The 21,995-nt window shown below is 64.6% G+C and carries 22 protein-coding genes; 10 read left to right on the top strand and 12 right to left on the bottom strand.

The features are described 5' to 3' along the window. Positions 1 to 19: 19 nt before the first annotated feature. Both ACVCMJ_RS01630 and htpX read right to left on the bottom strand, forming a co-directional pair. Entirely contained in the window at positions 20 to 1,678 is a 1,659-nt protein-coding gene (locus tag ACVCMJ_RS01630; RefSeq protein WP_447079728.1) for a Na/Pi cotransporter family protein, read from the bottom strand. Between the two features lie 21 nt (positions 1,679 to 1,699). Next, a complete protein-coding gene (htpX, locus tag ACVCMJ_RS01635) occupies positions 1,700 to 2,578 on the bottom strand; it encodes a protease HtpX (protein ID WP_447079729.1) in 879 nt (292 codons plus the stop codon). Positions 2,579 to 2,695: 117 nt separating this feature from the next. Between htpX and ACVCMJ_RS01640 the strand changes: the two genes are divergently transcribed. Together ACVCMJ_RS01640 and ACVCMJ_RS01645 are read left to right on the top strand one after the other, a co-directional pair. After that, positions 2,696 to 3,610 carry a DMT family transporter gene (locus ACVCMJ_RS01640; protein WP_447079730.1) on the top strand — a complete coding sequence of 305 codons (915 nt, stop codon included), beginning with the start codon at positions 2,696 to 2,698 and terminating at the stop codon, positions 3,608 to 3,610. Next, complete coding sequence (locus ACVCMJ_RS01645) at positions 3,607 to 4,473, top strand: sulfurtransferase (RefSeq protein ID WP_447079731.1); 867 nt, start codon at positions 3,607 to 3,609, stop codon at positions 4,471 to 4,473. Before ACVCMJ_RS01640 ends, ACVCMJ_RS01645 begins: the two co-directional genes overlap by 4 nt. A gap of 6 nt (positions 4,474 to 4,479) precedes the next feature. Here the strand turns inward: ACVCMJ_RS01645 and ACVCMJ_RS01650 are convergent, their stop codons facing one another. Further along, entirely contained in the window at positions 4,480 to 5,613 is a 1,134-nt protein-coding gene (locus ACVCMJ_RS01650) for an aromatic ring-hydroxylating oxygenase subunit alpha (RefSeq protein WP_447079732.1), read from the bottom strand. Positions 5,614 to 5,916: 303 nt separating this feature from the next. Here ACVCMJ_RS01650 and xseB point away from each other — a divergent pair, with 303 nt between their 5' ends. Genes xseB through folE2 form a run of 4 tightly spaced genes read left to right on the top strand, consistent with a single transcriptional unit; the run spans position 5,917 to position 9,797 of the window. Next, positions 5,917 to 6,180, top strand: coding sequence for an exodeoxyribonuclease VII small subunit (xseB, locus tag ACVCMJ_RS01655; protein ID WP_447082637.1), 264 nt, complete (start codon positions 5,917 to 5,919; stop codon positions 6,178 to 6,180). After that, a complete protein-coding gene (locus ACVCMJ_RS01660) occupies positions 6,177 to 7,094 on the top strand; it encodes a polyprenyl synthetase family protein (protein WP_447079733.1) in 918 nt (305 codons plus the stop codon). Before xseB ends, ACVCMJ_RS01660 begins: the two co-directional genes overlap by 4 nt. 31 nt (positions 7,095 to 7,125) lie before the next feature. Then, positions 7,126 to 8,988 (top strand): 1-deoxy-D-xylulose-5-phosphate synthase, encoded by a 1,863-nt coding sequence (gene dxs / locus ACVCMJ_RS01665; protein ID WP_447082638.1) that lies wholly within the window; start codon positions 7,126 to 7,128, stop codon positions 8,986 to 8,988. Then, on the top strand, positions 8,985 to 9,797 hold the full coding sequence (gene folE2 / locus ACVCMJ_RS01670) for a GTP cyclohydrolase FolE2 (protein WP_447079734.1): 813 nt from the start codon (positions 8,985 to 8,987) through the stop codon (positions 9,795 to 9,797). The genes dxs and folE2 overlap by 4 nt, the downstream gene beginning before the upstream one ends. A 55-nt stretch (positions 9,798 to 9,852) precedes the next feature. Here folE2 and ACVCMJ_RS01675 read toward each other — a convergent pair whose 3' ends face one another. From ACVCMJ_RS01675 to ACVCMJ_RS01715, 9 genes are all read right to left on the bottom strand, one after another. Continuing rightward, complete coding sequence (locus tag ACVCMJ_RS01675) at positions 9,853 to 11,226, bottom strand: replicative DNA helicase (protein WP_447079735.1); 1,374 nt, start codon at positions 11,224 to 11,226, stop codon at positions 9,853 to 9,855. Between the two features lie 116 nt (positions 11,227 to 11,342). Then, entirely contained in the window at positions 11,343 to 11,798 is a 456-nt protein-coding gene (gene rplI, locus ACVCMJ_RS01680; RefSeq protein WP_447079736.1) for a 50S ribosomal protein L9, read from the bottom strand. A 15-nt stretch (positions 11,799 to 11,813) separates the two neighbouring features. Beyond that, complete coding sequence (gene rpsR, locus ACVCMJ_RS01685) at positions 11,814 to 12,095, bottom strand: 30S ribosomal protein S18 (RefSeq protein WP_291769275.1); 282 nt, start codon at positions 12,093 to 12,095, stop codon at positions 11,814 to 11,816. 45 nt (positions 12,096 to 12,140) lie between these two features. Next, entirely contained in the window at positions 12,141 to 12,443 is a 303-nt protein-coding gene (priB, locus tag ACVCMJ_RS01690; RefSeq protein WP_447079737.1) for a primosomal replication protein N, read from the bottom strand. A gap of 10 nt (positions 12,444 to 12,453) precedes the next feature. Further along, positions 12,454 to 12,819, bottom strand: a complete 366-nt coding sequence (gene rpsF, locus ACVCMJ_RS01695; protein ID WP_447079738.1) for a 30S ribosomal protein S6 — start codon at positions 12,817 to 12,819, stop codon at positions 12,454 to 12,456. Between the two features lie 184 nt (positions 12,820 to 13,003). Continuing rightward, positions 13,004 to 13,987 (bottom strand): 4-hydroxythreonine-4-phosphate dehydrogenase PdxA, encoded by a 984-nt coding sequence (pdxA, locus tag ACVCMJ_RS01700; protein ID WP_447082639.1) that lies wholly within the window; start codon positions 13,985 to 13,987, stop codon positions 13,004 to 13,006. Positions 13,988 to 14,136: 149 nt separating this feature from the next. Further along, on the bottom strand, positions 14,137 to 15,921 hold the full coding sequence (locus tag ACVCMJ_RS01705) for a PhoH family protein (protein ID WP_447079739.1): 1,785 nt from the start codon (positions 15,919 to 15,921) through the stop codon (positions 14,137 to 14,139). A 23-nt stretch (positions 15,922 to 15,944) separates the two neighbouring features. Next, a complete protein-coding gene (locus tag ACVCMJ_RS01710; RefSeq protein WP_447079740.1) occupies positions 15,945 to 16,415 on the bottom strand; it encodes a peroxiredoxin in 471 nt (156 codons plus the stop codon). Positions 16,416 to 16,426: 11 nt separating this feature from the next. Continuing rightward, positions 16,427 to 16,858 carry an Mth938-like domain-containing protein gene (locus ACVCMJ_RS01715; RefSeq protein WP_447079741.1) on the bottom strand — a complete coding sequence of 144 codons (432 nt, stop codon included), beginning with the start codon at positions 16,856 to 16,858 and terminating at the stop codon, positions 16,427 to 16,429. A 172-nt stretch (positions 16,859 to 17,030) separates the two neighbouring features. Between ACVCMJ_RS01715 and alaC the strand changes: the two genes are divergently transcribed. Genes alaC through rocF form a run of 4 tightly spaced genes read left to right on the top strand, consistent with a single transcriptional unit; the run spans position 17,031 to position 21,951 of the window. Next, a complete protein-coding gene (alaC, locus tag ACVCMJ_RS01720) occupies positions 17,031 to 18,218 on the top strand; it encodes an alanine transaminase (RefSeq protein WP_447079742.1) in 1,188 nt (395 codons plus the stop codon). Beyond that, positions 18,215 to 19,519, top strand: a complete 1,305-nt coding sequence (locus ACVCMJ_RS01725; RefSeq protein ID WP_447079743.1) for a homoserine dehydrogenase — start codon at positions 18,215 to 18,217, stop codon at positions 19,517 to 19,519. The genes alaC and ACVCMJ_RS01725 overlap by 4 nt, the downstream gene beginning before the upstream one ends. Continuing rightward, positions 19,516 to 20,916, top strand: a complete 1,401-nt coding sequence (gene thrC, locus ACVCMJ_RS01730; protein ID WP_447079744.1) for a threonine synthase — start codon at positions 19,516 to 19,518, stop codon at positions 20,914 to 20,916. The genes ACVCMJ_RS01725 and thrC overlap by 4 nt, the downstream gene beginning before the upstream one ends. A 57-nt stretch (positions 20,917 to 20,973) precedes the next feature. Further along, the gene (rocF, locus tag ACVCMJ_RS01735) at positions 20,974 to 21,951 is read left to right on the top strand and encodes an arginase (RefSeq protein WP_447079745.1); all 978 of its coding nucleotides are present in this window, start codon (positions 20,974 to 20,976) and stop codon (positions 21,949 to 21,951) included. Positions 21,952 to 21,995 lie beyond the last annotated feature (44 nt).

Genomic DNA, 21,995 nt, shown 5'->3' on the forward strand with positions numbered 1-21,995 from the left:
CGGGCGCGTCCGCCCCGGCTCAGTCCACGTGCCGCAAGCGGTTCGGCCTCAGTTCGCCGTAGCGCGCCAGGACCGGGTAGGCCGCAGCATTGACCAGGCAGGCGTTCACGCCCCCTGCATCGCGCAGGACCTCGAGATAAAAGGCCCCCTCGTCGGCCGCGTCGATGCGGCCGGTCTTGATGCGGCCCAGATGCCGTTCGGCGGCCTCGGCCTCCACCGTGCGGAAGTGGTCCTTTTCGAACGCGAGACTGCGGGCGACCTGCCGGTCGCCCGACACGAGCAGGGCGGCCGCCTGGCGCAGGTTGAGTTGCAGCCGCTCCATCACCCCGGCGAGTTCGGTCTGCTGTGTGGCGTCGAACTGCCAGTGCTTTTTGTGCAGCCGACTGGCATGGCCCAGCAGCCCCATTCCCGAGACGCTGGCCGCGTGCGCGATATTCGTGGAGAAGGACAGAATGTCCTTCAATGTTTGCTCGTCGTCGGAGCTGAGATTTTCCTGATCCTGGGTGGCCAGATAGGCCGTGATCGACTGGTCAAGCTGGTTGATGGCACTATTCAGCGAACGCGCCTGGGCGATGGCCGGAGCGTCTTCGCGCAGCAAGGCGCGCTGCGTCAGTTGCAAGGACTCGCGCAGCAGGTCGGTGAGCCGCAGGGACTCCCGCGTAGCCTGTCCCAGGGCGACTGCGGGGACTTCGCGGGCTGAATCATCCAGGTACCGCGGGCGAGCCGGGTCATCCGGATCCACGCGATGCGGCAGCAGGCGCTGCAGGGCGCGGGCATACAGGGGCAGGGCGGGCATGAAGCACACCGCGACCACCGCGTTGAACAGCAGGTGAAAGTTCGCCACCGCGTGCGAGGGATCGGGGCCCAACGCCTTCATGATGGTGTCTGACCATGGCAGGATAACCAGAGCGACGACGCAGCCCGCCATGCGGGTTCCCAGGTTTCCCATGGGCAACCGGCGCGACGCCGGGTTGCCATCGCGGCCGCTTTCCATCACGGGGTTGAGCGCAGTGCCCAGGTTGGCGCCCAGCACCAGGATATAGGCCAGTTCGGAATCCGCCAAGCCGTGGTGCGCCAGCGACATGATGAGTACGACGACCGCGACGCTGGAATGCGAGGCCCATGTCAGCGCCGTGCTGGCCGCCAGCGCCAGCAGCGGCATGCTGCCCAGGGTCCGCAAGGCGCTGCCCAGTGTGGGGGCGCTTCTCAGAGGCTCGAACATCGTCACCAGCTCATGCAGAGCCAACAGCAGCAGCCCGAGCCCGATGAATACGCGGCCGAGGTCGCGAGCCCGGCCCGGGGCGTGGTGGCGGAACATCCAGACCCCGACCAGAATCAGGGCGGGTGCCAGATAAGTGGGGTTGAAGGACAGGACCTGGACGATCAGGGTCGTGCCCACGTTGGCGCCCAGCATGGCGGACAGGCCGGGTGCCAGTGACACCAGCCCGTCCATGGCGAAGCCCGTGATCATCAGGCCCGTCGCCGTACTGCTCTGGACAGCCGCTGTGACGGCAAGCCCGGTCAGGAACGCTCGTGGAAGCGATCCCATCGCGCGCCCCATCCACAGCCCGAAGGTCTTGCCGAAGGCGCGCTGCACTCCGGTCTGGACCATGTGCACGCCCCACAGCAGCAGGGCGACGAAGCCGCCAAATCCGAGTAGAACCTGGAGTTCCGGCATGCGCGGCTCCGCACCCGCGCGTCAGGACTGAAGGCGGCGCAACGCCTCGATGCGTTGCTCGATGGGCGGGTGCGAGGCGAACAGCGCGCCCAGTGCCCCACCGGCGATACCGGACGCCTGGAAGGACTTCGGCAACGCCCCCGCCTCCAGGCTCCCCAGTCGCGCCAAGGCGTGGATCATGGGGTCACGCGCGCCCAGCAGGCGCGCCGAGCCGGCGTCCGCCCGATATTCCCGCAGGCGGGAGAACCAGGCCACGATGATGGAGGCGATCACGCCAAACAGGATCTCGCACACGATCACGCTCAGGTAGTAGCCCATGCCGACGCCGTCGCGATCGTTCTTGAAGAGCATGCGGTCGACGAAGTAGCCGACCAGCCGGGACAGGAAGATCACGAACGTGTTGACCACTCCCTGGATCAGCGTCAGGGTCACCATGTCTCCATTGGAAACGTGGGTGATCTCGTGCCCCAGTACGGCGGTGATTTCCTCTTCATTCATGGAAGACAGCAGCCCGGTGGATACCGCCACCAGGGATTCGTTGCGAAAGGCGCCGGTGGCAAATGCATTGGGCGCGCCTTCGTACACGGCGACCTCAGGACGGCCAATGCCGGCGCGGTCCGCGAGCTGATGCACGGTATCGACGAGCCAGGCCTCGCGCGTGTTGGCGGGGGCGTTCGGGTCGATGACGCGGGCGCCGGTGCTGGTCTTGGCCATCCATTTGCTCATGAACAGCGAAATGAATGAGCCGGTGAAGCCCAGCAGCGCCGCGAAGATCAGCAGCTGGGCGGGATCGATGCCGTTGGCCGTCAGGTAGCGGCCCACGCCGAGCAGGTTCATGGTGATGCTGAGCACCAGCAACACGGCCAGGTTGGTGGCCAGGAACAGGACGATTCTTTTCATGGGTCAGGGCCTTCCGCCAGCGGGGAGTCGATGTGCTCAAAGTGTATAGTATTGGCTTGCCAAAATGCATTCATGGCGCAGAACCTGAATCGATGAACTGACCGGTAGAGACATTCAATGCAGTCGCTGTGGATGTTGTTGGCATGTGCCATGTTCGCCATGATGGGTGCCTTTGTGAAGGTCGCTGCCGGCTTGGGCGCGTCGCTGCCCGAAATCGTCCTGTTTCGGGGCGTGCCGTCGGTCCTGCTATTGTTTTTTTGGGCTCGTTCCACGCACCGCCCCATTCGGCCCACCAGTTGGCGTCTGCACATCTGGCGCAACCTGAGCGGCATCACCTCCATGTGGCTGGGGTTTTATGCCTTGTTCGACCTCCCATTGCCGACGGCTACCAGCCTGAATTACACGGCCCCGCTTTTTATCGCGGGGTGGTTGTTGCTGGCCGGTGGCGCCCAGCGCGACCCGGTCCGGATACTGGCCGTGGTCGCCGGATTCCTCGGCGTGCTGGGCATCTTGCGCCCCAGCATCGCGCATGACCAGTGGTTTTCCGCCATGATGGGCCTGGGCGCCGGCGCGTTTGCCGCCATTGCGATGATGCAGATCCGCCAGTTGGGCCGGCTGGGGGAGCCGGAGTGGCTCACGGTGCTGCTGTTTTCCTGCGGGGTTGTGATCAGCAGCCTGGTGGGGCTGTCCATCGTGGGCTGGCATACCCGCAATCCGTTGGCGCTGCTGTCCCTGACGGGGCTGGGGACGGCGGGCCTGGTCGGGCAATTGGCCATGACGCGCGCCTTTGGCCTGGGGTCGACCCTGTTGACGGCGGCGCTGCAGTACACCACCATCATCTTTGCCGCACTGATAGGTGTCGTCTTCTGGGGCGATCGTCCGGCGGCGCTCGCCTGGGCCGGCATCGCGCTCATCATCGGCTCGGGGTTGCTTTCGATCTGGCGCACCTATTCTGAAAATCGTATGCTGCGCGGCGCGCCGGTGGATATGCCACCGGGGTTGTCGCGTGCTGCTCAGGAGGACCCATCATGACCGATTTGTTGATTGAGGCCGGCACGCTGCGCAATCGGCTGGCTCGCCCTGGCTGCCTGGTGTTCGACGTGCGCCACGACCTGGCCGACCACCAGGCAGGGCGCCGGGCCTACGAGGCGGGGCACATCCCGGGCGCCTTGTATCTGGATCATGAAGAGCAGCTCAGCGCCCCGCGTACCGGCCGAAATGGCCGTCATCCCTTGGCGGACCGCGGCGACTTCGCCGCATTGATGCGTGCTCAGGGGCTGACGGCCCGCACGGAGGTGGTCGTCTACGACGCCGGCAACAGCATGTTTGCGGCCCACCTCTGGTGGATGCTGCGCTGGCTGGGGCATGAGGCCGTGTCGGTGCTGGATGGCGGCTGGGCCGCCTGGGTAGCGATTGGCGCCGAAGTCGAGTCCGGCACCCGCATGCCCCGGCTGAGCGAGGCGCAAGCGATCCAAAGCCAGGTGTTGTCGGGCAAACCGTCGATGCCGGTCGTGGATGCTCGCGGGGTGCTCGCCAATCTGGACGATCATCGCCTGACCGTCCTCGACGCTCGCGCGCCCGAGCGCTTCAGTGGTTCAGTGGAGCCCATGGATCCGGTCGCCGGGCACATTCCTGGCGCTCTCAACCGACCGTTCAGGTTGAATGTCGAGCCCGACGGCCGTTTCAAGTCGCCCGCGCAGCTTCGCCGGGAATTCGAAACGTTATTGGGAGATCGCCTGGATCGAGGCATCGTGCACCAGTGTGGCTCCGGGATTACCGCCTGCCACAACCTGTTTGCGATGGAACTGGCTGGCCTGCGTGGTTCCGCGCTGTATCCCGGTTCCTGGAGCGAGTGGTGCAGCGATCCGGCGCGCCCGGTGGCCCGGGGCGCCTGACAGGGCCTAGTCCATCATGCGCCGGTACCAGGCATGGAAATGGGCCATGCCGTCTTCCAAGGGTGTCTGGTAGGGACCACACTGGCTGGTTCCGCGTTCCATGAGGGCTCGCCGCCCGGCGTCCATGCGCTCGCCGATCTCGTCGTCCTCGATGGCGGTTTCCAGATAAGCCGCCTGCTGCGCTTCGATGAATTCGCGCTCGAAGGCGGCGATTTCCTCCGGATAGTAGAACTCGATCACGTTCACGGTTTCCTGCGGGTTCACCGGATACAGCGTGGACAGCACCAGTACGTGCGGGTAGAGCTCGATCATGTGCGTAGGGAAATACGTCACCCAGATCGCGCCGAAATCCGGTGCAGCCCCGGCGCGGTAATTCAGCAGCCGATCATGCCAGGCGCGGTAGATGTCCGTTCCCGGCTGACTGAGTGCCCGGTGAATGCCGACCCGCTGCATGCTGTGAAAAGCCGAAAATTCCCACTTCAGGTCATCGCAGGTGACAAACTGGCCCAGTCCGGGGTGAAAGGGGCCGACGTGGTAGTCCTCCAGGTAGACTTCGATGAAAGTCTTCCAGTTGTAATGGCACGGATGGACTTCCACGTGATCCAGCACGTAATCCGAAAAGTCGAATTCGGGGCGCGAGAACAGTCCGCCGATATCGGCGACAGGGTCGCGCGCGCCTTCGAACAGCAGCCCGTGGCAATTGCGCAGAGGAAAGGCATCGAGCTGAAGTCTGGGCTTTTCGGGGAACAAGGGGGCATTGAGCAGCGTGCCCTGGGCGTCATAGCTCCATTGGTGGATGGGGCAGAGCATGCGTCCCCCGGTCTCGCACAAGTTGCCGGAGGCGCAAGCCGAGTCGCGCCCGCTCTGGCCGCCCAGAATCAGTGCCTGGCGGTGGCGGCAGACGTTCGACAGCAGCCGTACCGTGCCCTGTTGGTCGCGCACCAGCACCCGTCCACTGCCTTCCTGGGTCAGCGTGCGCCAGTCGCCCGGGTTGGGCACCATCTTTTCGTGGCCTACGTAGCGTGCGCTGCGCCCGAAGATCCGCTGCTGCTCCTGCCGCAGGACGTCGGGGTCGAAATAGTGTTGCACCGGCAACTGGCTTGCCAGGTTCGTGCCCGATGGGAGATAGGGATTTGTCATGGTGGTTCCCCCCGCAAGAATTCATACCGATGTGCTGCCCATGGCGCCATCAGCGCGAAGAAAAACGCCCGTCCTGGTCCGGCTTCGCAAACCGCATCCGGGCTCACGTGGGAAGTGTCAGGGGCCGGGGCCCAGAATTGTACCCCAGCTTGGCGACCGGCGCCTGATGGGCCTTTACGGCCGATCTCCCACGCATGATTTCATTGGGGGGCAGGGTTCTCGTACAATTCAGACTGGACAGCAGGGATGAAACGCATGGTGAATGATCGAACGGCACAGCAGGCCGGCCACGTGCCGCAGGGCATGGCGGCTGACGCCACCGCGTCTGCCGCGGACAATCCTGATCTTCCGGCCGATTTCGAAGCCGCGCTCGCAGCGCTCGAGTCCGTGGCGGCGCGCATGAGCGACGGCAATCTCGGGCTGGACGAATCGATCGCCCTGTATCAACGCGGGGTGGCCTTGGCGCGGATATGCCAGGAACGGCTGGAGATCGCGGAACAGCAGGTACAGGTCCTCCAGGGGCAGTTGCTCGAGCCCCTGGGCCCCGGGGCTCGAGAGCCCTCATGAGCGCCGTTTCTCCGGAATTCAACGTCTGGATGCAGGAAACCGTGACTCACGTCGCGGCGGTGCTCGACGAATTGCTGCCGCCCGACGAATCCGGTCCGGCCCGGTTGCGCGAGGCCATGCGCTACGCCGTACTGGGACCCGGAAAACGCGTGCGGGCGGCGCTGGTGCGCGCGGCGGGGGAGGCCAGCCGTCCGGCCGGCTCGGCCAGCGCTGCGCAGGATCTTGCGCTGGACTGCGCTGCGGCGGCCGTGGAACTCATCCACGCCTATTCGCTGGTGCATGATGATTTGCCATGCATGGATGATGACGACCTGCGGCGCGGCCGGCCCACGGTACACCGCCAGTTCGGCGACGAGGCGCTGGCCATGCTGGCGGGTGATGCCTTGCAGCCGTTGGCGTTTGCTTGCCTGGCGCAGATGCCGATTGCGCCGGCGCTGGTCGTCCAGGCCGTGCAGGTGCTGTCCCAGGCCGCCGGCAGCGAAGGCATGGTGGGCGGGCAGGCCATTGACTGCGCGAGTGTCGGGCAGGTCTTGCCGATCGAGTCCCTGCAGCAGATGCACCGCATGAAGACCGGGGCCATGCTGGAGGCGAGCGTTCTGCTCGGGGGTATCGTGGCCGGAGCGAGTTCCACCGCGCGCACGGGCCTGGAAGGCTATGCTTCCGCCATGGGACTGGCGTTTCAGGTCGTAGATGACATTTTGGATGTGACTGCCGATTCGGCGACGCTGGGCAAGACGGCCGGCAAGGATGCCGTCCACGGCAAGCCCACTTATGTGTCGCTCATGGGCCTCGAGGGCTCGCGGCGCCTGCTGGGCAATCTGCACGATCAGGCGCGCGAGGCGCTTCTGCCGCTGGGGCCGGGTGCGAGCCGGCTGCGTGAGCTGGCCGATTTCATCATTGGCCGCTCCCATTAGGCGCATCTCGAAGGTCGCGATGGCACAGGAAATCATGACGAGTTTGTTGGAAGACATCGATTCACCGGCAGATTTGCGCCGATTGGACCGTTCGGAGCTGAAAGGGCTGGCGACGGAACTGCGGGCGTTCGTCCTCGATTCCGTTTCCCGTACGGGCGGACATCTGTCGTCGAATCTTGGGGTGGTGGAACTGACGCTGGCGCTGCATTACGTGTTTCACACGCCAGAGGACCGGCTGGTCTGGGACGTTGGGCACCAGTCCTATGCGCACAAGATTCTGACCGGGCGCCGCGAGGCCATGCCGGGTTTGCGTCAGCTCGGCGGGATTTCCGGTTTTCCCCGGCGTAGCGAGTCACCCTACGACGCCTTTGGGACGGCCCATTCCTCCACGTCGATCTCGGCGGCTTTGGGGATGGCGGTGGCCGCCCGCAACGCCGGCATCGACCAGCAGAACATTGCCGTCATCGGCGATGGTGCGATGACGGCGGGCATGGCCTTCGAGGCCCTGAATAATGCGGGTGTGATTCCGGACATCAATCTTCTGGTAGTGCTCAACGACAACGACATGTCGATTTCGCCTCCCGTGGGGGCACTGAATTACTACTTTGCGCGGCTGATGTCCGGGCGTTTTTACGCCCGGGCGAAGAATATGGGCAAGGCCGTGCTGCAGCATGTGCCGCCGGTGCTGGAACTCGCTCGCAAGCTCGAAGGCCACGCCAAGGGCATGCTTTCTCCTGCGACGCTGTTCGAAGAGCTGGGCTTCAATTATGTGGGGCCTGTCGATGGTCACGATCTGGAAGTACTGACCAACACACTGGAAAATCTGCGCGAACTGGGCGGCCTGCAGTTTCTGCACGTCGTGACGCGCAAGGGCCAGGGCTACAAGCTGGCCGAGGCCGATCCCGTGCTCTACCACGGACCGGGGAAATTCGATCCCCGCGTCGGGATCCAGAAGCCCGCAAAGCCGGGAAACAAGACGTTTTCCCAGGTTTTTGGCGAGTGGCTGTGCGACATGGGGCTGGCAGATACCCGCCTGGTGGGCATCACGCCTGCGATGCGCGAGGGTAGCGGCATGGTGGAATTCGAGCGGCGTTTTCCCGAACGTTACTTTGATGTCGGAATTGCCGAGCAGCACGCGGTCACGTTTGCGGCGGGGCTGGCGTGCGAGGGCTGCAAGCCGGTAGTCGCCATTTATTCCACGTTCCTGCAACGAGGCTATGACCAATTCATCCATGACGTGGCGCTCCAGAATCTGGATGTGACCTTCGCACTGGACCGCGCGGGCGTCGTCGGGGCGGATGGCGCGACGCATGGAGGCAATTTCGACATTGCCTACCTGCGCTGCGTACCCAACATGGTGGTGGCGACCCCGTCCGACGAACATGAGGCGCGATTGCTGCTCAATGCCTGCTATCAGCATCCGGGACCGGCCTCGGTCCGCTACCCGCGTGGCGCGGGGACCGGCGTGCCGGCCGGCGATTCGCTCGAGCCCGTTCCGATCGGGCGTGCCGTGGTGCGGCGGCGTGGGTCAGGTGTCGCCTTGCTGGTCTTTGGAACGCTGCTGTCCCAGGCGGCCCCGGTGGCCGACGCGCTGGGCGCCACCCTGGTGGACATGCGCTTCGCCAAACCGCTGGATGAGACGCTGCTGGAGGAACTGGCGCGGTCTCACGAGCTGTTCGTGACGATCGAGGAAGCTGCCGTCATGGGGGGCGCGGGCAGCGCCGTCACCGAGTATCTCAATCGGGAGGCGATCGTTCTTCCGGTCCTGCAGCTTGGTCTGCCGGACGAGTTCATCGATCATGGGGACCAGAAGGTCATTCTCGCCGGCCTGGGCCTGGATGCCGCTGGGATCGAGGCGTCCATACGCCAGCGTTTGAATAGGACAATTTCATGAACACCCTGTTGGACCCGGCGGCCGCTGCGATGCCGGACGTACAAAGCTCACCCGACACCCGACGGATTCCGATTCAGCGGGTGGGCGTGCGCGGTGTGCGCCACCCGCTGCTCGTGGCAACGGGAACGGGCCAGCCACAGGCCACGATTGCCGATTGGGAAATGACGGTCGCCTTGCCGGCGGAGTCGAAGGGCACCCATATGTCGCGGTTCATCGGGTTGCTGGAGTCCTATCGTTCGATCCCCCTGACGCCGGAGCGCCTGTGCGAGATGGTCCAGGCCATGCTGGAGCGCCTGCAGGCGGAATCCGGCGATCTGTCCGCCAATTTCCCCTATTTCGTCGAGAAGGCGGCTCCCGTGTCCGGGGTGCGCAGCCTCCTGGACTATCAGGTGGAATGGCGGGCGCGGGCCGTGCGCGCGCAGACTGCGCGCTTTGACCTGCTGGTCCGGGTGCCGGTCACCAGCCTGTGCCCATGTTCCAAGGCGATTTCGGAGTACGGCGCGCACAATCAGCGGTCCCACGTCACCGCCCACCTGGAATTCGCGGGCGCGCCGTCGCTGGATCTGGAACGGCTCATTCAGCGTATCGAAGCACAGGCCTCGTCTGAACTTTGGGGACTGCTCAAGCGGGCCGACGAGAAGTACGTCACCGAACACGCCTACGAGAACCCCAAATTCGTCGAAGACCTGGTGCGGGACGTGGCGGTGATGCTGCAGCGCCAGCCCGGCGTGATGGCTTACGAAGTCACCGCCGAGAATTTCGAGTCCATCCACAACCATTCGGCCTATGCCGTGGTGCGCAGCGCCTAGTGTCCCGTTTTGGTGGTTTGGCCGACCCGATTGGCGGCACGGGCTCGTACCGGCGCTAGAATCCGGGTGCGGTGGAGAAGTTCAGGAAGCGCGTGCTGGCACCCTGGAAGGTCAGGCGCAGCGTTCCGATCGGCCCGTTGCGCTGCTTGCCGATGATGATTTCGGCTGTACCCTTGTCCGGAGAATCCGGATTGTAGACTTCATCGCGATAGATGAAGATGATGACGTCGGCGTCCTGCTCGATGGCGCCTGATTCGCGCAGGTCGCTCATGACGGGGCGCTTGTTGGGGCGTTGCTCCAGGCTGCGGTTCAACTGGGACAGGGCCATCACCGGGCAATTCAGTTCCTTGGCCAGGCTTTTGAGCGAACGGCTGATCTCGGAGATTTCCGTTGCGCGGTTCTCGCCGGAGCCGCTGGACGACATGAGCTGCAGATAGTCGATGATGATGAGGCCGAGCTGTCCACATTGCCGCGCCAGGCGCCGGGCGCGCGCGCGCACCTCCATGGAGGTCAGTGCCGGTGTCTCGTCGATATAGATCTGCGCTTCTTCGACCTTCTGGACGGCGTGTGTGAGCCGCGGCCAGTCTTCCTGATTGAGCTTGCCGGTACGCATGCGATGTTGGTCCAGCATTCCGACGGATCCGATCATGCGCATGGCGAGCTGCACGGCGCCCATTTCCATGGAAAACACCGCGACCGGCAACCCCTGCTCGATCGCGACGTGTTCGCCGACGTTCATGGCAAACGAGGTCTTCCCCATCGAGGGACGTCCGGCCACGATCACGAGATCGCCCGGCTGCAGGCCCGACGTCATCCGGTCCAGATCGTTGAATCCGGTAGGGACGCCCGTCACGTCCGAATCGCCTTCGCGGTGGTACAGCTCGTCGATGCGCTCGACAACCTGGGCCAGTAGCGGCCGGATCTCCTGGAACCCCGCCATGCCTCGAGCGCCTTCCTGGGCGATCTGGAACACGCGGGACTCGGCTTCATCCAGAATCTGGCGAGCTTCTTTTCCCTGAGGGTTGAACGCGGCCGACGAAATCTCGTCGGCGATGGACACCAGCTTGCGCAGCATCGAGCGCTCGCGCACGATCTCTGCGTAGCGCCGGATGTTGGCGGCCGATGGTGTGTTGTGTGCGAGCGCGTTCAGGTATGGCAGCCCGCCGCATTCCTCGGCCTTGCCCGATGTGGCCAGCGACTCGTGCACGGTGACGACGTCGGCAGGCCGCGCCAGGCTGATCAGCCGGACGATGTGCTGCCAGATCAGACGGTGGTCGAAGCGGTAGAAGTCCTCATCAGCCAGCACATCGGCGACCCGGTCAAACGCCGCGTTGTCCAGCAGCAGGCCGCCGAGGACCGACTGCTCGGCCTCGATGGAGTGGGGCGGTACGCGCAGATAATCCAACTGCGCATCGGTCTGGGTTTCCACAACTGTCCCCGGTTCGTCTGATTCAGCCCATGAAAAAGGCCGGCATTGCACCGGCCCTCTTCAGTCGTGCGCTGCCATTCCCACCGTGGGGAATGTAGCACGGCGCGTTCCGGCCATCAGGCCATTTCGCCCTGGACGGTGAGCGTGATGTCGGCCACCACGTCGGCGTGCAGCGCCACCTGCAGCGGAAACTCGCCGACGGCCTTGATGGCACCGTTGGGCATGCGGATCTGGCTCTTGTGGACATCCGTGAAGCCGGCGGCCTTCAGGGCCTCGGCAACGTCGATGGTGGTGACCGATCCGAACAGGCGGCCATCCACGCCGGACTTCTGGCTGACGACCAGCGCGAACCCGTGAAGTTTTTCGGACAGGGCCTGGGCTGCGGCGAGTTTCTCGGCCTGGTGCTTTTCCAGCTCGGCGCGCCGGGCTTCGAATTCCTTCAGGGCCACGGCGGTCGCCCGGCGGGCGATTTTTTGCGGGATCAGGAAGTTGCGGGCGTAGCCATCGCGGACGCGGACCACGTCGCCCAGGCTCCCGAGATTGACGACTTTTTCAAGCAGAATGACTTGCATGACGGGCTCCGGGTCTTAATGGTGGTTGTCGGTGTACGGCAACAAGGCCAGGAAGCGGGCACGCTTGATGGCGGTATCGAGCTGGCGCTGATAGTGAGCCTTGGTACCGGTCAGGCGGGCGGGGATGATCTTGCCGTTTTCCTGGATGAAGTCGCGCAGCGTGTCCAGATCCTTGTAGTCGATTTCCTCGACTTTGGCGACCGTGAAGCGGCAGAACTTGCGGCGCTTGAACAGCGGGTTTTGTTGCCCGAACTTGCGTTTGTCCTTGTTGTTGGACGACTTTTTGAAGAAAGCCATGATGTTTGCCTTTGTCTGTGCCCGGGCGATGCCCGGTGTATTCGTTTACTGTGCCTGTGCAATCTGTTGCAGGTGCAATACCAGCCGATCGGATCCCTGACGTTGCGGTGCCAGGAACCCCGTGGCCTCGATCCGGATGCCGTTGTCGGCCTGAGCCAGCGACTGCGCCAGATCGCCCAGAGCGACGGCCTGCAGTTCCAGCGTGACCTTGCGCGGTGCGCCGGCTTCCTGAACCTGGGACTCGTGCTCCAGCGTGAGGTGCAGAACCGGGATGCCGGCCGGCGTATGCCGTAGCGGTTCGGTCCTGTTCACCCGCGCTGTGATCTCGACCCGATTCACGGATTGCATCGGCGCCTGATCAGGATTTCGCGGGTTCAGCGGCCGCCTTGCGGGCTTCTTCGCGTTCGACCGACTTCATCATGAAGGAAGGTTCGGTATGGGCCTTCTTTTGCTTGATGAACAAGGAACGCAGAATCGCGTCGTTGTAGCGGAAGGAATGTTCCAGCTCTTCGAGGGCGGCTTCGCCGCACTCGATGTTGAAGCACACGTAGTGAGCCTTGACGAGCTTCTGGATCGGGTAGGCAAGCTGGCGACGGCCCCAGTCTTCGACACGGTGGACGGTGCCGCCGTTCGAGGTGACCATGGTCTGGTAGCGCTCGATCATGGCGGGCACCTGCTCGCTCTGATCGGGGTGCACGATGAACACTACTTCGTAGTGGCGCATGAATGACTCCTTGTGGATATCTGCGGTGTTGACAGACAGCCCGTGGGATCCATGGTGTGTGGTGCACATCCATGACGGCGCAAACCAACGAGGTCGCACCATCCCAATCGGGCAAGTAACCCGGCATTCTATCACGATGACCCGCGTCTCGCCTACCGCGGCGCGCGGTGATGCCGGGAGGCTGCTATCGACCTGGACTGGAGTCCGCCTGTCGGTCCATGGTCATCTGCAGCGCCAGACGCATGGCGGCACGCAGCGACGCGGGGTCCGCCACGCCCTGGCCGGCAATGTCGAATGCGGTTCCGTGGTCTACGCTGGTGCGGACGAACGGCAGGCCTACCGTGACGTTCACCCCCTCGTCCAGCCCGAGGTATTTGACGGGGATCAGGCCCTGGTCGTGATACTGGGCGACCACGATGTCGAATTCTCCCCGGCGGGCGCGCATGAAGACCGTGTCTCCCGGCCAGGGGCCCGACACCCGCAGGCCCTCGGCGACAGCCTGTTCGATGGCGGGGCGGATGATACGCGCTTCTTCTGTGCCGAAAGCGCCATTCTCGCCGGCATGGGGGTTCAGGCCCGCGACGGCGATGCGCGGCTGCGGGATGCCGGCTTGGCGGCAGGCGTGTTGCGCCAAGCGAATGGCTGTCAGTTCCGCGGCAGTGCTGAGCGCCGCCGACACGTCGGCCAGCGCGATGTGAATGGTGACCAGCAGCACCCGGAGCTCGTCGTTGGCGAGCATCATGGCGTAGTCCCGCGTATGGGTTCGCGTCGCCAGAATCTCCGTGTGACCGGGGAAGTCCACCCCTGCGGCCCGCATCGCGGCCTTGTTCAGGGGAGCGGTCACGATGCCACGCAGCTGATGGGCCTGGGCATCGTCGATGGCATGGCACAGGTATTCATAGGCACCGCGTCCGGCGGCCGGGTCGACCCGGCCCGTCGGCAAGCTGGCCGGCAGCGGCATCCATCGGTTGAGCACGCCGATGACCTGGTGGGTGGTCCCCGCCCCCGGGGCGTCCAGGGGCTGGACGCGCAACTGGCGCGAAAGGCCCAGCGACTCGCAGGTGCGCTGCAGGATTCCCACATCGCCGTATACCACTGCGGGGTGCGGCAGGCCCTCTGCGAACAGGCGCACGATCAGCTCCGGGCCGATGCCGGCCGCGTCGCCCATGGTGAAGGCCAGTGGGCGCCCGGGACAGCCGGCCGCGCGGCCGGACGGTTCGGTGGTTGCCACAGAAGAAGGGCCGACGGTGATCATGGCGCCCGGTCCGTCACCCGGCCGCTGCGGGGCTTTCGGCCGACGGTGAGCATCTGGGCGCACTAGAGCACCTCGCTGGCGTAGTCAGCCAGTCGCGACCGTTCGCCGCGCTGCAGCGTGATGTGCCCGGCGTGAGGCCAGCCCTTGAAGCGGTCCACGACATAGGTGAGTCCCGAGCTGCCTTCGGTGAGGTAGGGCGTGTCGATCTGTGCGATGTTTCCCAGGCACACGATCTTGGTTCCCGGACCGGCCCGCGTGGTCAGCGTCTTCATCTGCTTGGGCGTCAGGTTCTGTGCCTCGTCGATGATCAGATATTTGTTCAGGAATGTGCGCCCGCGCATGAAGTTCATGGATTTGACCTTGATGCGCGAACGGATCAGGTCCATGGCCGGCGTCTTGTCCCAGTCCTGTCCGTTGCTGCTGGAACCCAGGCTGCCCGCTGCCCCCTGATGCAGGACTTCGAGGTTGTCTTCGAGCGCGCCCATCCAGGGGAGCATCTTTTCCTCTTCGGTGCCCGGTAGAAAGCCGATGTCGTCGCCCACCGGCACCGTAGCGCGGGTAATGATGATTTCAGTGTAGCGGCGGGTCTCGAAGGTTTGGGCCAGGCCGGTCGCGAGCGCCAGCAGGGTCTTGCCGGTGCCGGCTTGTCCCAGCAGCGAGACGAAGTCGATCTCCGGGTTCATCAGCAGGTTGAGCGCGAAGTTCTGTTCGCGATTGCGGGCGGTGATGCCCCAGACGCTGTTCTTGGCGTGGCTGAAGTCGCGCAGGGTGGAGAGCACGGCACTTTTGCCCGTGACTTCCCGGACCTGGCCGGAGAGCGGCATTTCCCCGTCGTAGTAGACGAATTCGTTGACGATGAACTGACCGCACAGCGGCCCGCGGACCCGGTACCAGGTCAGCCCGTTCTGCTGCCAGGATTCAATGTCCTTGCCGTGCTTGTTCCAAAAGTTCTCCGGCAGTGGCATGACGCCGTCGTAGAGCAGATCCGAGTCGTCCAGTACGTGGTCGTTCAGGTAGTCTTCCGCCGGCAGGTTCAGCGCCCGCGCCTTCAGGCGCATGTTGATGTCCTTGGACACCAGCACGATCTCCCGTTTGGGGTCGTGCTCGCGCAGTCCGTGGACGATCCCCAGGATCACGTTGTCCGCCTTGCCCATGGGCAGTTCCAGGGGCAGGTGGGTATTGGTCGGTCGCGTCTGGAAATAGAGCGACCCCAGTGCGTCCGTGTGCCCCAGCGCATCCAGGGGCACGCCTTTGCTCAGATCGGACGTGTCCACCAGTTCATCCAGGTAGCGGCTGACCTGCCGCGCGTTGCGCGCGACTTCGGACATGCCCTTTTTCTGGTGGTCCAGCTCTTCCAGCACGATCATGGGCAGGAAAACATCGTGTTCGGCGAAGCGGAACAGGGACGACGGATCGTGCAACAGCACGTTGGTATCCAGCACGAAGAGCTTGCGCTGCGCCGTCGAGAGGCGCCTCGGCTTGCTGGGCGCGGCTGCCGGTTTGGCCGCGCCGGCCTGTGGCCGTGGTTTCAGCGGGGTCTGGGTCGGACGCGGCACCGGCTGCCTGGCTTGTGCCGGCTGCGGTTTTCCCTCAGCCGCAGGGGCAGGGGCAAGGGCAAGGGCCGGCGCGGCAGGCGCCGACGCGGCGGCGGGGGCTGGTGTTGATGGCACGGTTGCCGCGGCCGGTTGTTTGGTCAGGATGGCGGCCAGGGGCCGTTTGGCCCGCGCGGCGCGGGGGGGCTGGCGGCCAGGAGCCGGAGCGTCCGCCACACGTTCCGGAAGCAATGGTGAAGCGGTTTCGGCTTCTACGGTGGCACCCATGCTGGATGGGGCTTTCGGAAGGGGCATAGAGACTCCGGTGGTGGGGCGGCTTACGCCGCCAGTTCCTGGACGGCCTTCAGGACTTCGGTTACATGGTCGGGAACGCGCACGCCGCGCCATTCGCGCGCCAGCAAGCCTTTTGCATCGATCAGGAACGTGCTCCGTTCAACCCCGCGAACCTGCTTCCCGTACATGTTCTTCAGCTTCATGACGTCAAACAGCGTGCACAGCCTTTCGTCCGGGTCCGAGATGAGGGCAAAGGGCAAGCCCTGCTTTTCGATGAAGCCGCCGTGCGACTTCAGGGAGTCGCGCGAGACGCCGTAGACGGAGCAGCCCAACGCCTGGAATTGTGGGTGTTGGTCCCGGAAATCCTGGGCTTCCAGCGTGCAGCCGGGCGTGTTGTCCTTGGGGTAGAAATAAAGCACCCAGGGTTTGCCCAGCAGGGCCTGCGAGTCGAAGGGGCCTTGGGTCGTGTCGGCTTTCAGAACCGGCAGCGGTTGGCCGATTTGGGGAGTAGTCATCAGTGGGGATCTCATGGAAGGAGGATGGCCAGTACGTGGCGCTCCTCGGACATCAGGATGTTGTAGGTGCGGGCAGCCGCCTGCGTGGTCATGGTCTCTACGCCGATGCCGAGCTTCAGCAGCGGCTGGGTGATGTGAGGCGCGAGAAAGACCTGACGCGCCCCCGTGCCGATCAGCACGACCTCCGGGGCGTCGGGTGGCAATGCGGCGGGCGCATCATCCAGAAAAGCCATCGGATCCTGGGCGCCAACCTGCACGCCGATCAGGTCCTGGAGCAACGCCGCGTCGATATCGCCCGGCCGTTGCACGTCCAGGCTGCGGACGGGCCCCTGGGGCGCAAAGCAGACAGCGGACTCGAAGCGTTCCCGGTTGATTTCCAGGTAGTCGTCCCCATAGGCCGTCACGGTGTTCAGTTCAGGGTTGGAATCTTTTTGCAATAGCACAGGATGCTCCGGTGTTCCTGTGATGATAGCGCAATCGGTTGTCGGCGCAGAGCCTTGCCATGGGGCCATTTGCGAGTCTGTAGCTCATGCGCTAGATTAACGGATTTGCTGCGCTGCATTCATGACGGCGCGCCATTTCGCCAGCCGTTTTCCATCGCCACCGAGGTTCATCATGACGAGCTTTCCGCGCATTGAGCGCCTGCCCCCCTATGTGTTCAACATCACCGGGGAGCTGAAGATGGCTGCTCGCAGGCGTGGCGAGGACATCATCGACATGTCGATGGGCAACCCGGATGGCCCCACGCCCCAGCATATCGTCGACAAGCTGGTCGAGGTCGTCCATCGGGATCACACGCACGGCTATTCGGTATCCAGGGGCATTCCGCGCCTGCGCCGCGCCATCGCCAACTGGTATGGGCGACGCTACGGCGTGGACATCGACCCCGAAACGGAGGCCATAGTCACCATCGGGTCCAAGGAAGGCTTGGCCCACTTGATGCTGGCGACGTTGGACCGCGGTGATACCGTGCTGGTGCCCAATCCCAGCTATCCCATTCACATTTACGGCGCCGTGATCGCGGGCGCCAATATCCGTTCGGTGCCCATGACGCCGGGGCTGGATTTTTTCCAGGAAATCGAGCGCGCGGTGCGCGAGACCATTCCCAAGCCCAAAATGATGATCCTCGGGTTTCCCAGCAACCCGACGGCGCAGTGCGTGGATCTGTCGTTTTTCGAGCGAATCGTGGCGCTGGCGCGCGAGCATGGCATTCTGGTCGTGCATGATCTGGCCTACGCGGACATCACCTTTGACGGGTATGTGGCGCCATCCATCATGCAGGTGCCGGGAGCCCGCGACGTGGCGGTGGAATTCTTCACCATGAGCAAGAGCTACAACATGGCTGGCTGGCGGGTCGGCTTCATGGTGGGCAACCGCGAACTGGTGCATGCCCTGGCGCGCATCAAGAGCTATCACGATTATGGGACTTTCACGCCCATCCAGGTGGCGGCCATTGCGGCACTCGAAGGCCCGCAGGACGGCGTGGCCCAGGTCGTGGAGCAATACCGCTGCCGTCGGGACGTGCTGGCTCGCAGCCTGCATGAGGCGGGCTGGATGGTCGATATTCCCAAGGCCTCCATGTATATCTGGGCGCACATTCCCGAGCCCTATCGGGCCATGGGGTCGCTGGAATTTTCGAAGCGCCTGCTGGCCGATGCGAAGGTCGCTGTGTCCCCCGGAATCGGGTTTGGGGATTATGGCGACGAGTATGTGCGCTTTGCACTCATTGAAAACGAGCAGCGCATCCGTCAGGCGGTGCGCGGCATCAAGGATATGTTCCGCAAGGACGGGCTCCTGAAATGAAGCCCATTCGTGTCGGGCTGCTGGGCCTTGGGGTTGTCGGCGGTGGGGTCTGGACGGTCCTGAAACAGAATGGCGGCGAGATCGCCCGGCGCGCCGGGCGCCACATCGAAGTCGCCGCCGTGGCGGTGAGGGACGTGGCCAAGGCCCGAGCACTGGTGGGCCCTGACGTGAAGGTGATCACGGACGGCATGGCCCTCATGCATGACCCGGACATCGATATCATCGTCGAGCTGGTCGGTGGCGAGACCGTCGCGCGCCGGTGCATCCTGGAGGCCATCGCCCAGGGAAAGCACGTCGTGACGGCCAACAAGGCATTGCTCGCCGTCCATGGCAACGAGATCTTCGCCGCCGCCCAGGCGCGTGGGGTGATGGTCGCCTTCGAGGCGGCGGTGGGCGGCGGTATCCCCATCATCAAGGCCATTCGCGAAGGCCTGACCGCCAACCGGATTCAATGGGTGGCCGGCATCATCAATGGCACCACCAATTTCATCCTGTCCGAAATGCGCCAGCGCGGCCTGCCATTCGAGGCGGTGTTGGCCGAAGCGCAACGCCTGGGGTATGCCGAGGCCGACCCCACTTTCGATATCGAGGGCGTGGATGCGGCGCACAAGCTGACGCTGCTGGCGTCGCTGGCTTTTGGCGTGCCGGTGCAGTTCGACCGGGCCTACATCGAGGGCATTTCCCATCTCGCATCGGAAGACATTGTCCACGCCGACCGCCTGGGGTACCGGATCAAGCTGCTGGGCATCACCCGGCACCGCCCCGATGGCATCGAGTTGAGGGTGCACCCTGCGCTGGTGCCGGCGGACTGCCTGCTGGCCAGCGTCGAGGGGGCGATGAACGCCGTCCTGGTCCGCGGCGATGCGGTGGGACCCTCGATGTATTATGGACAGGGCGCCGGCGCCTTGCCCACGGCATCGGCTGTAGTGGCCGATCTGGTCGATGTGGCCCGTCTGCAGATGGCCGATCCGGAGCACCGCGTCCCGCATCTGGCGTTTCAGCCCGACGCGATGGCGGACATCCCGATCCTGCCCATGGCAGAGGTCCGCACCAGCTTCTATCTGCGCCTGCGCGTGGACGACCGGCCCGGTGTGTTGGCGGATCTTGCGCGGATCCTGTCCCAGGCGCGGATCTCTGTCGGTTCCATGTTCCAGCAACCCCACGGAGTCCATCAGGCCGACATCATTTTCCTCACGCACGAGGCGCGGGAAGGGGATGTACAGCAGGCCTTGCAGGCCATCCAGGACCTTCCGTTCGTGCACTCGGGCGTTACCCGCCTGCGCGTGGAGAATCTCAATTGAAGTATCAGTCGACCCGGGGCGGAATGGCGCCCATGTCGTTTTGCGACATTCTGCTGGAAGGGCTGGCTCCTGACGGCGGCCTGGCCCTGCCGATGGAGATCCCCACCCTGACGGCGGCCACGCTGGAATCCTGGCGGGCGCTGGACTACGCGGAACTCGCAGCCCGCGTATTGGAGCTCTTCATCGATGATCTTGCTCCCGAGACACTGCGGCGCCTGACGCAGGCTGCGTATGCGCCGAATGTGTTTGCGCGCATTGCGCCAGTCAAGCCGTTGGAACCGGGTCTGTCCCTGCTCGGTTTGTCCGAGGGCCCTACGCTGGCCTTCAAGGACATGGCCATGCAGCTTCTCGGACAGCTCTTCGAGACGGTGCTTGCGCAGCGCGGGCAGACGCTGAACATTCTGGGCGCAACGTCCGGCGACACAGGATCGGCCGCCGAATACGCTCTGCGCGGCAAGCAGGGGATTGCGGTCTTCATGTTGTCGCCGCATGGGCGCATGAGCGCCTTTCAGCGTGCGCAGATGTATTCGCTGCAAGACGCCAATATCCACAATCTTGCCATTCGCGGGGTGTTCGACGAGTGCCAGGACATCGTCAAGGCGTTGTCCGGCGACCTCGCCTTCAAGAGCGCCCATCGCCTGGGTGCCGTGAATTCCATCAACTGGGCGCGGATCGCCGCACAGGTGGTGTATTACGTTTGGGGCTGGCTGCGGGTCACCAAGAAGCCGGGCGATCCGGTCTCTTTCGCCGTGCCATCCGGAAACTTCGGCAACATTCTGGCCGGCCACATTGCGCGGCGGATGGGCTTGCCGATCCGCCGTCTGGTGCTGGCGACCAACGAGAACAACGTCCTCGAGGAGTTCTTCCGCACCGGGATCTACCGCCCCCGGCCCGCCAGCCAGACCTATGCCACGTCCAGCCCTTCGATGGACATTTCGCGGGCGTCCAACTTCGAGCGTTTCGTCTTCGATCTGGTGGGGCATGATCCGGTGCGGGTGAAGGCGCTGATGCAGGCGCTGCAGCAGGACGGATTCTTCGACCTGTCGGCGCTCAAGCCGCAGTTCGAGGATCGTTATGGTTTCGTGGCGGGTTCGAGCACCCACGCCGATCGGTTGCGTACCATCCGGTCGGTCCATCAAAAGGCCGGGGTGCTGATTGATCCTCATACGGCCGATGCCGTGAAGGTGGCGCGCGAGCACCTGGAACCCGGCGTGCCCATGCTGGCACTGGAAACCGCGCTGCCCGCCAAGTTCGCCGAAACCATCGTGGAGGCCGTCGGAGTCGAGCCTGAGGTTCCGGCCGCATTGCGCGATCTGGCCCAGCGCCCCCAGCGCGTCGCGCTCATGGATTGCGACGCGCGACAGGTAGCGGATTATTTGCGGCAGCACGCGGTATAGTCGGCTTGATCCTGCTTCACGGCAGGCCTTGCGTTTCGATGGCAGGGGAACGACAAGATGGCTGAAACAATTGCCTTGGTCGGCGTTCCCGCCGACGTCGGTGCCAGTGTCCGGGGTTCATCCATGGGGCCGGAGGCGCTGCGCGTGGCCGGGCTCGCCGGCGTGCTGCGGGCGCTGGGCTACCGGGTGCTGGACACTGGTAATCTGTCGGGCCCGGAGAATCCGTGGCAACCGCCTGAGCGGGGGTACCGCCACCTGTCGCAGGTCGTCGCCTGGAATCGTGCCGTCCATGCCGCCGTCCACGCTCAGTTGCAAGCCGGCCACCTGCCATTGACGCTTGGCGGCGATCATTGCCTGGGCGTGGGGTCGGTGAGTGCTGTGGCACGCCATTGCCGAAGCCGGAAACAGCCGCTGCGGGTGTTCTGGCTGGACGCGCATACCGATTTCAATACCGATGTGCTTACGCCCAGCGGCAATCTGCACGGCATGCCCGTCGCCTGTCTGTGCGGATTCGGCCCGCGCCCGCTGGTCGAATTGGGCGGGCGCGGCGCGGCATTGCAACCCGCGGAGTTGCGCATGGTGGGCGTGCGCAGCGTGGACGCGGGCGAGCGCGAGTTTGTCGGTGCGCAGGGGCTGGACGTATACGACATGCGCGTGATCGATGAGTGGGGCATGCGCGCCGTCATGGAGTCGGCGCTGGCGGGCTTGCCCGCCGATGCCCACGTGCATGTGAGCTTCGATGTGGATTTCCTGGATCCCGATTTTGCGCCTGGCGTAGGCACGGCCGTGCGCGGGGGCCCCACGTGGCGCGAGGCGCAATTGTGCATGGAGATGCTGGCCGATACCGGACGGGTGGGGTCCGTTGATGTCGTGGAACTCAATCCTGCCCTGGACGTGCGCAATCAGACCGCTGAGGTGGCCGTGGAACTGGTCGAGAGCCTGTTTGGCAAGCGGACGCTGATGGGCCGGCGGTCCTTGACGTTCGTCGCACCTGCGCGTCCGGACGTGCCTTCCCCGGCTTCCGGGGCCACTTGAACGCCACGGCGGGAGGGCGCGGGCTTTGGCCGGCGCGTAGCGCC

It is taken from the genome of Castellaniella sp. UC4447_H14 (assembly GCF_052978285.1).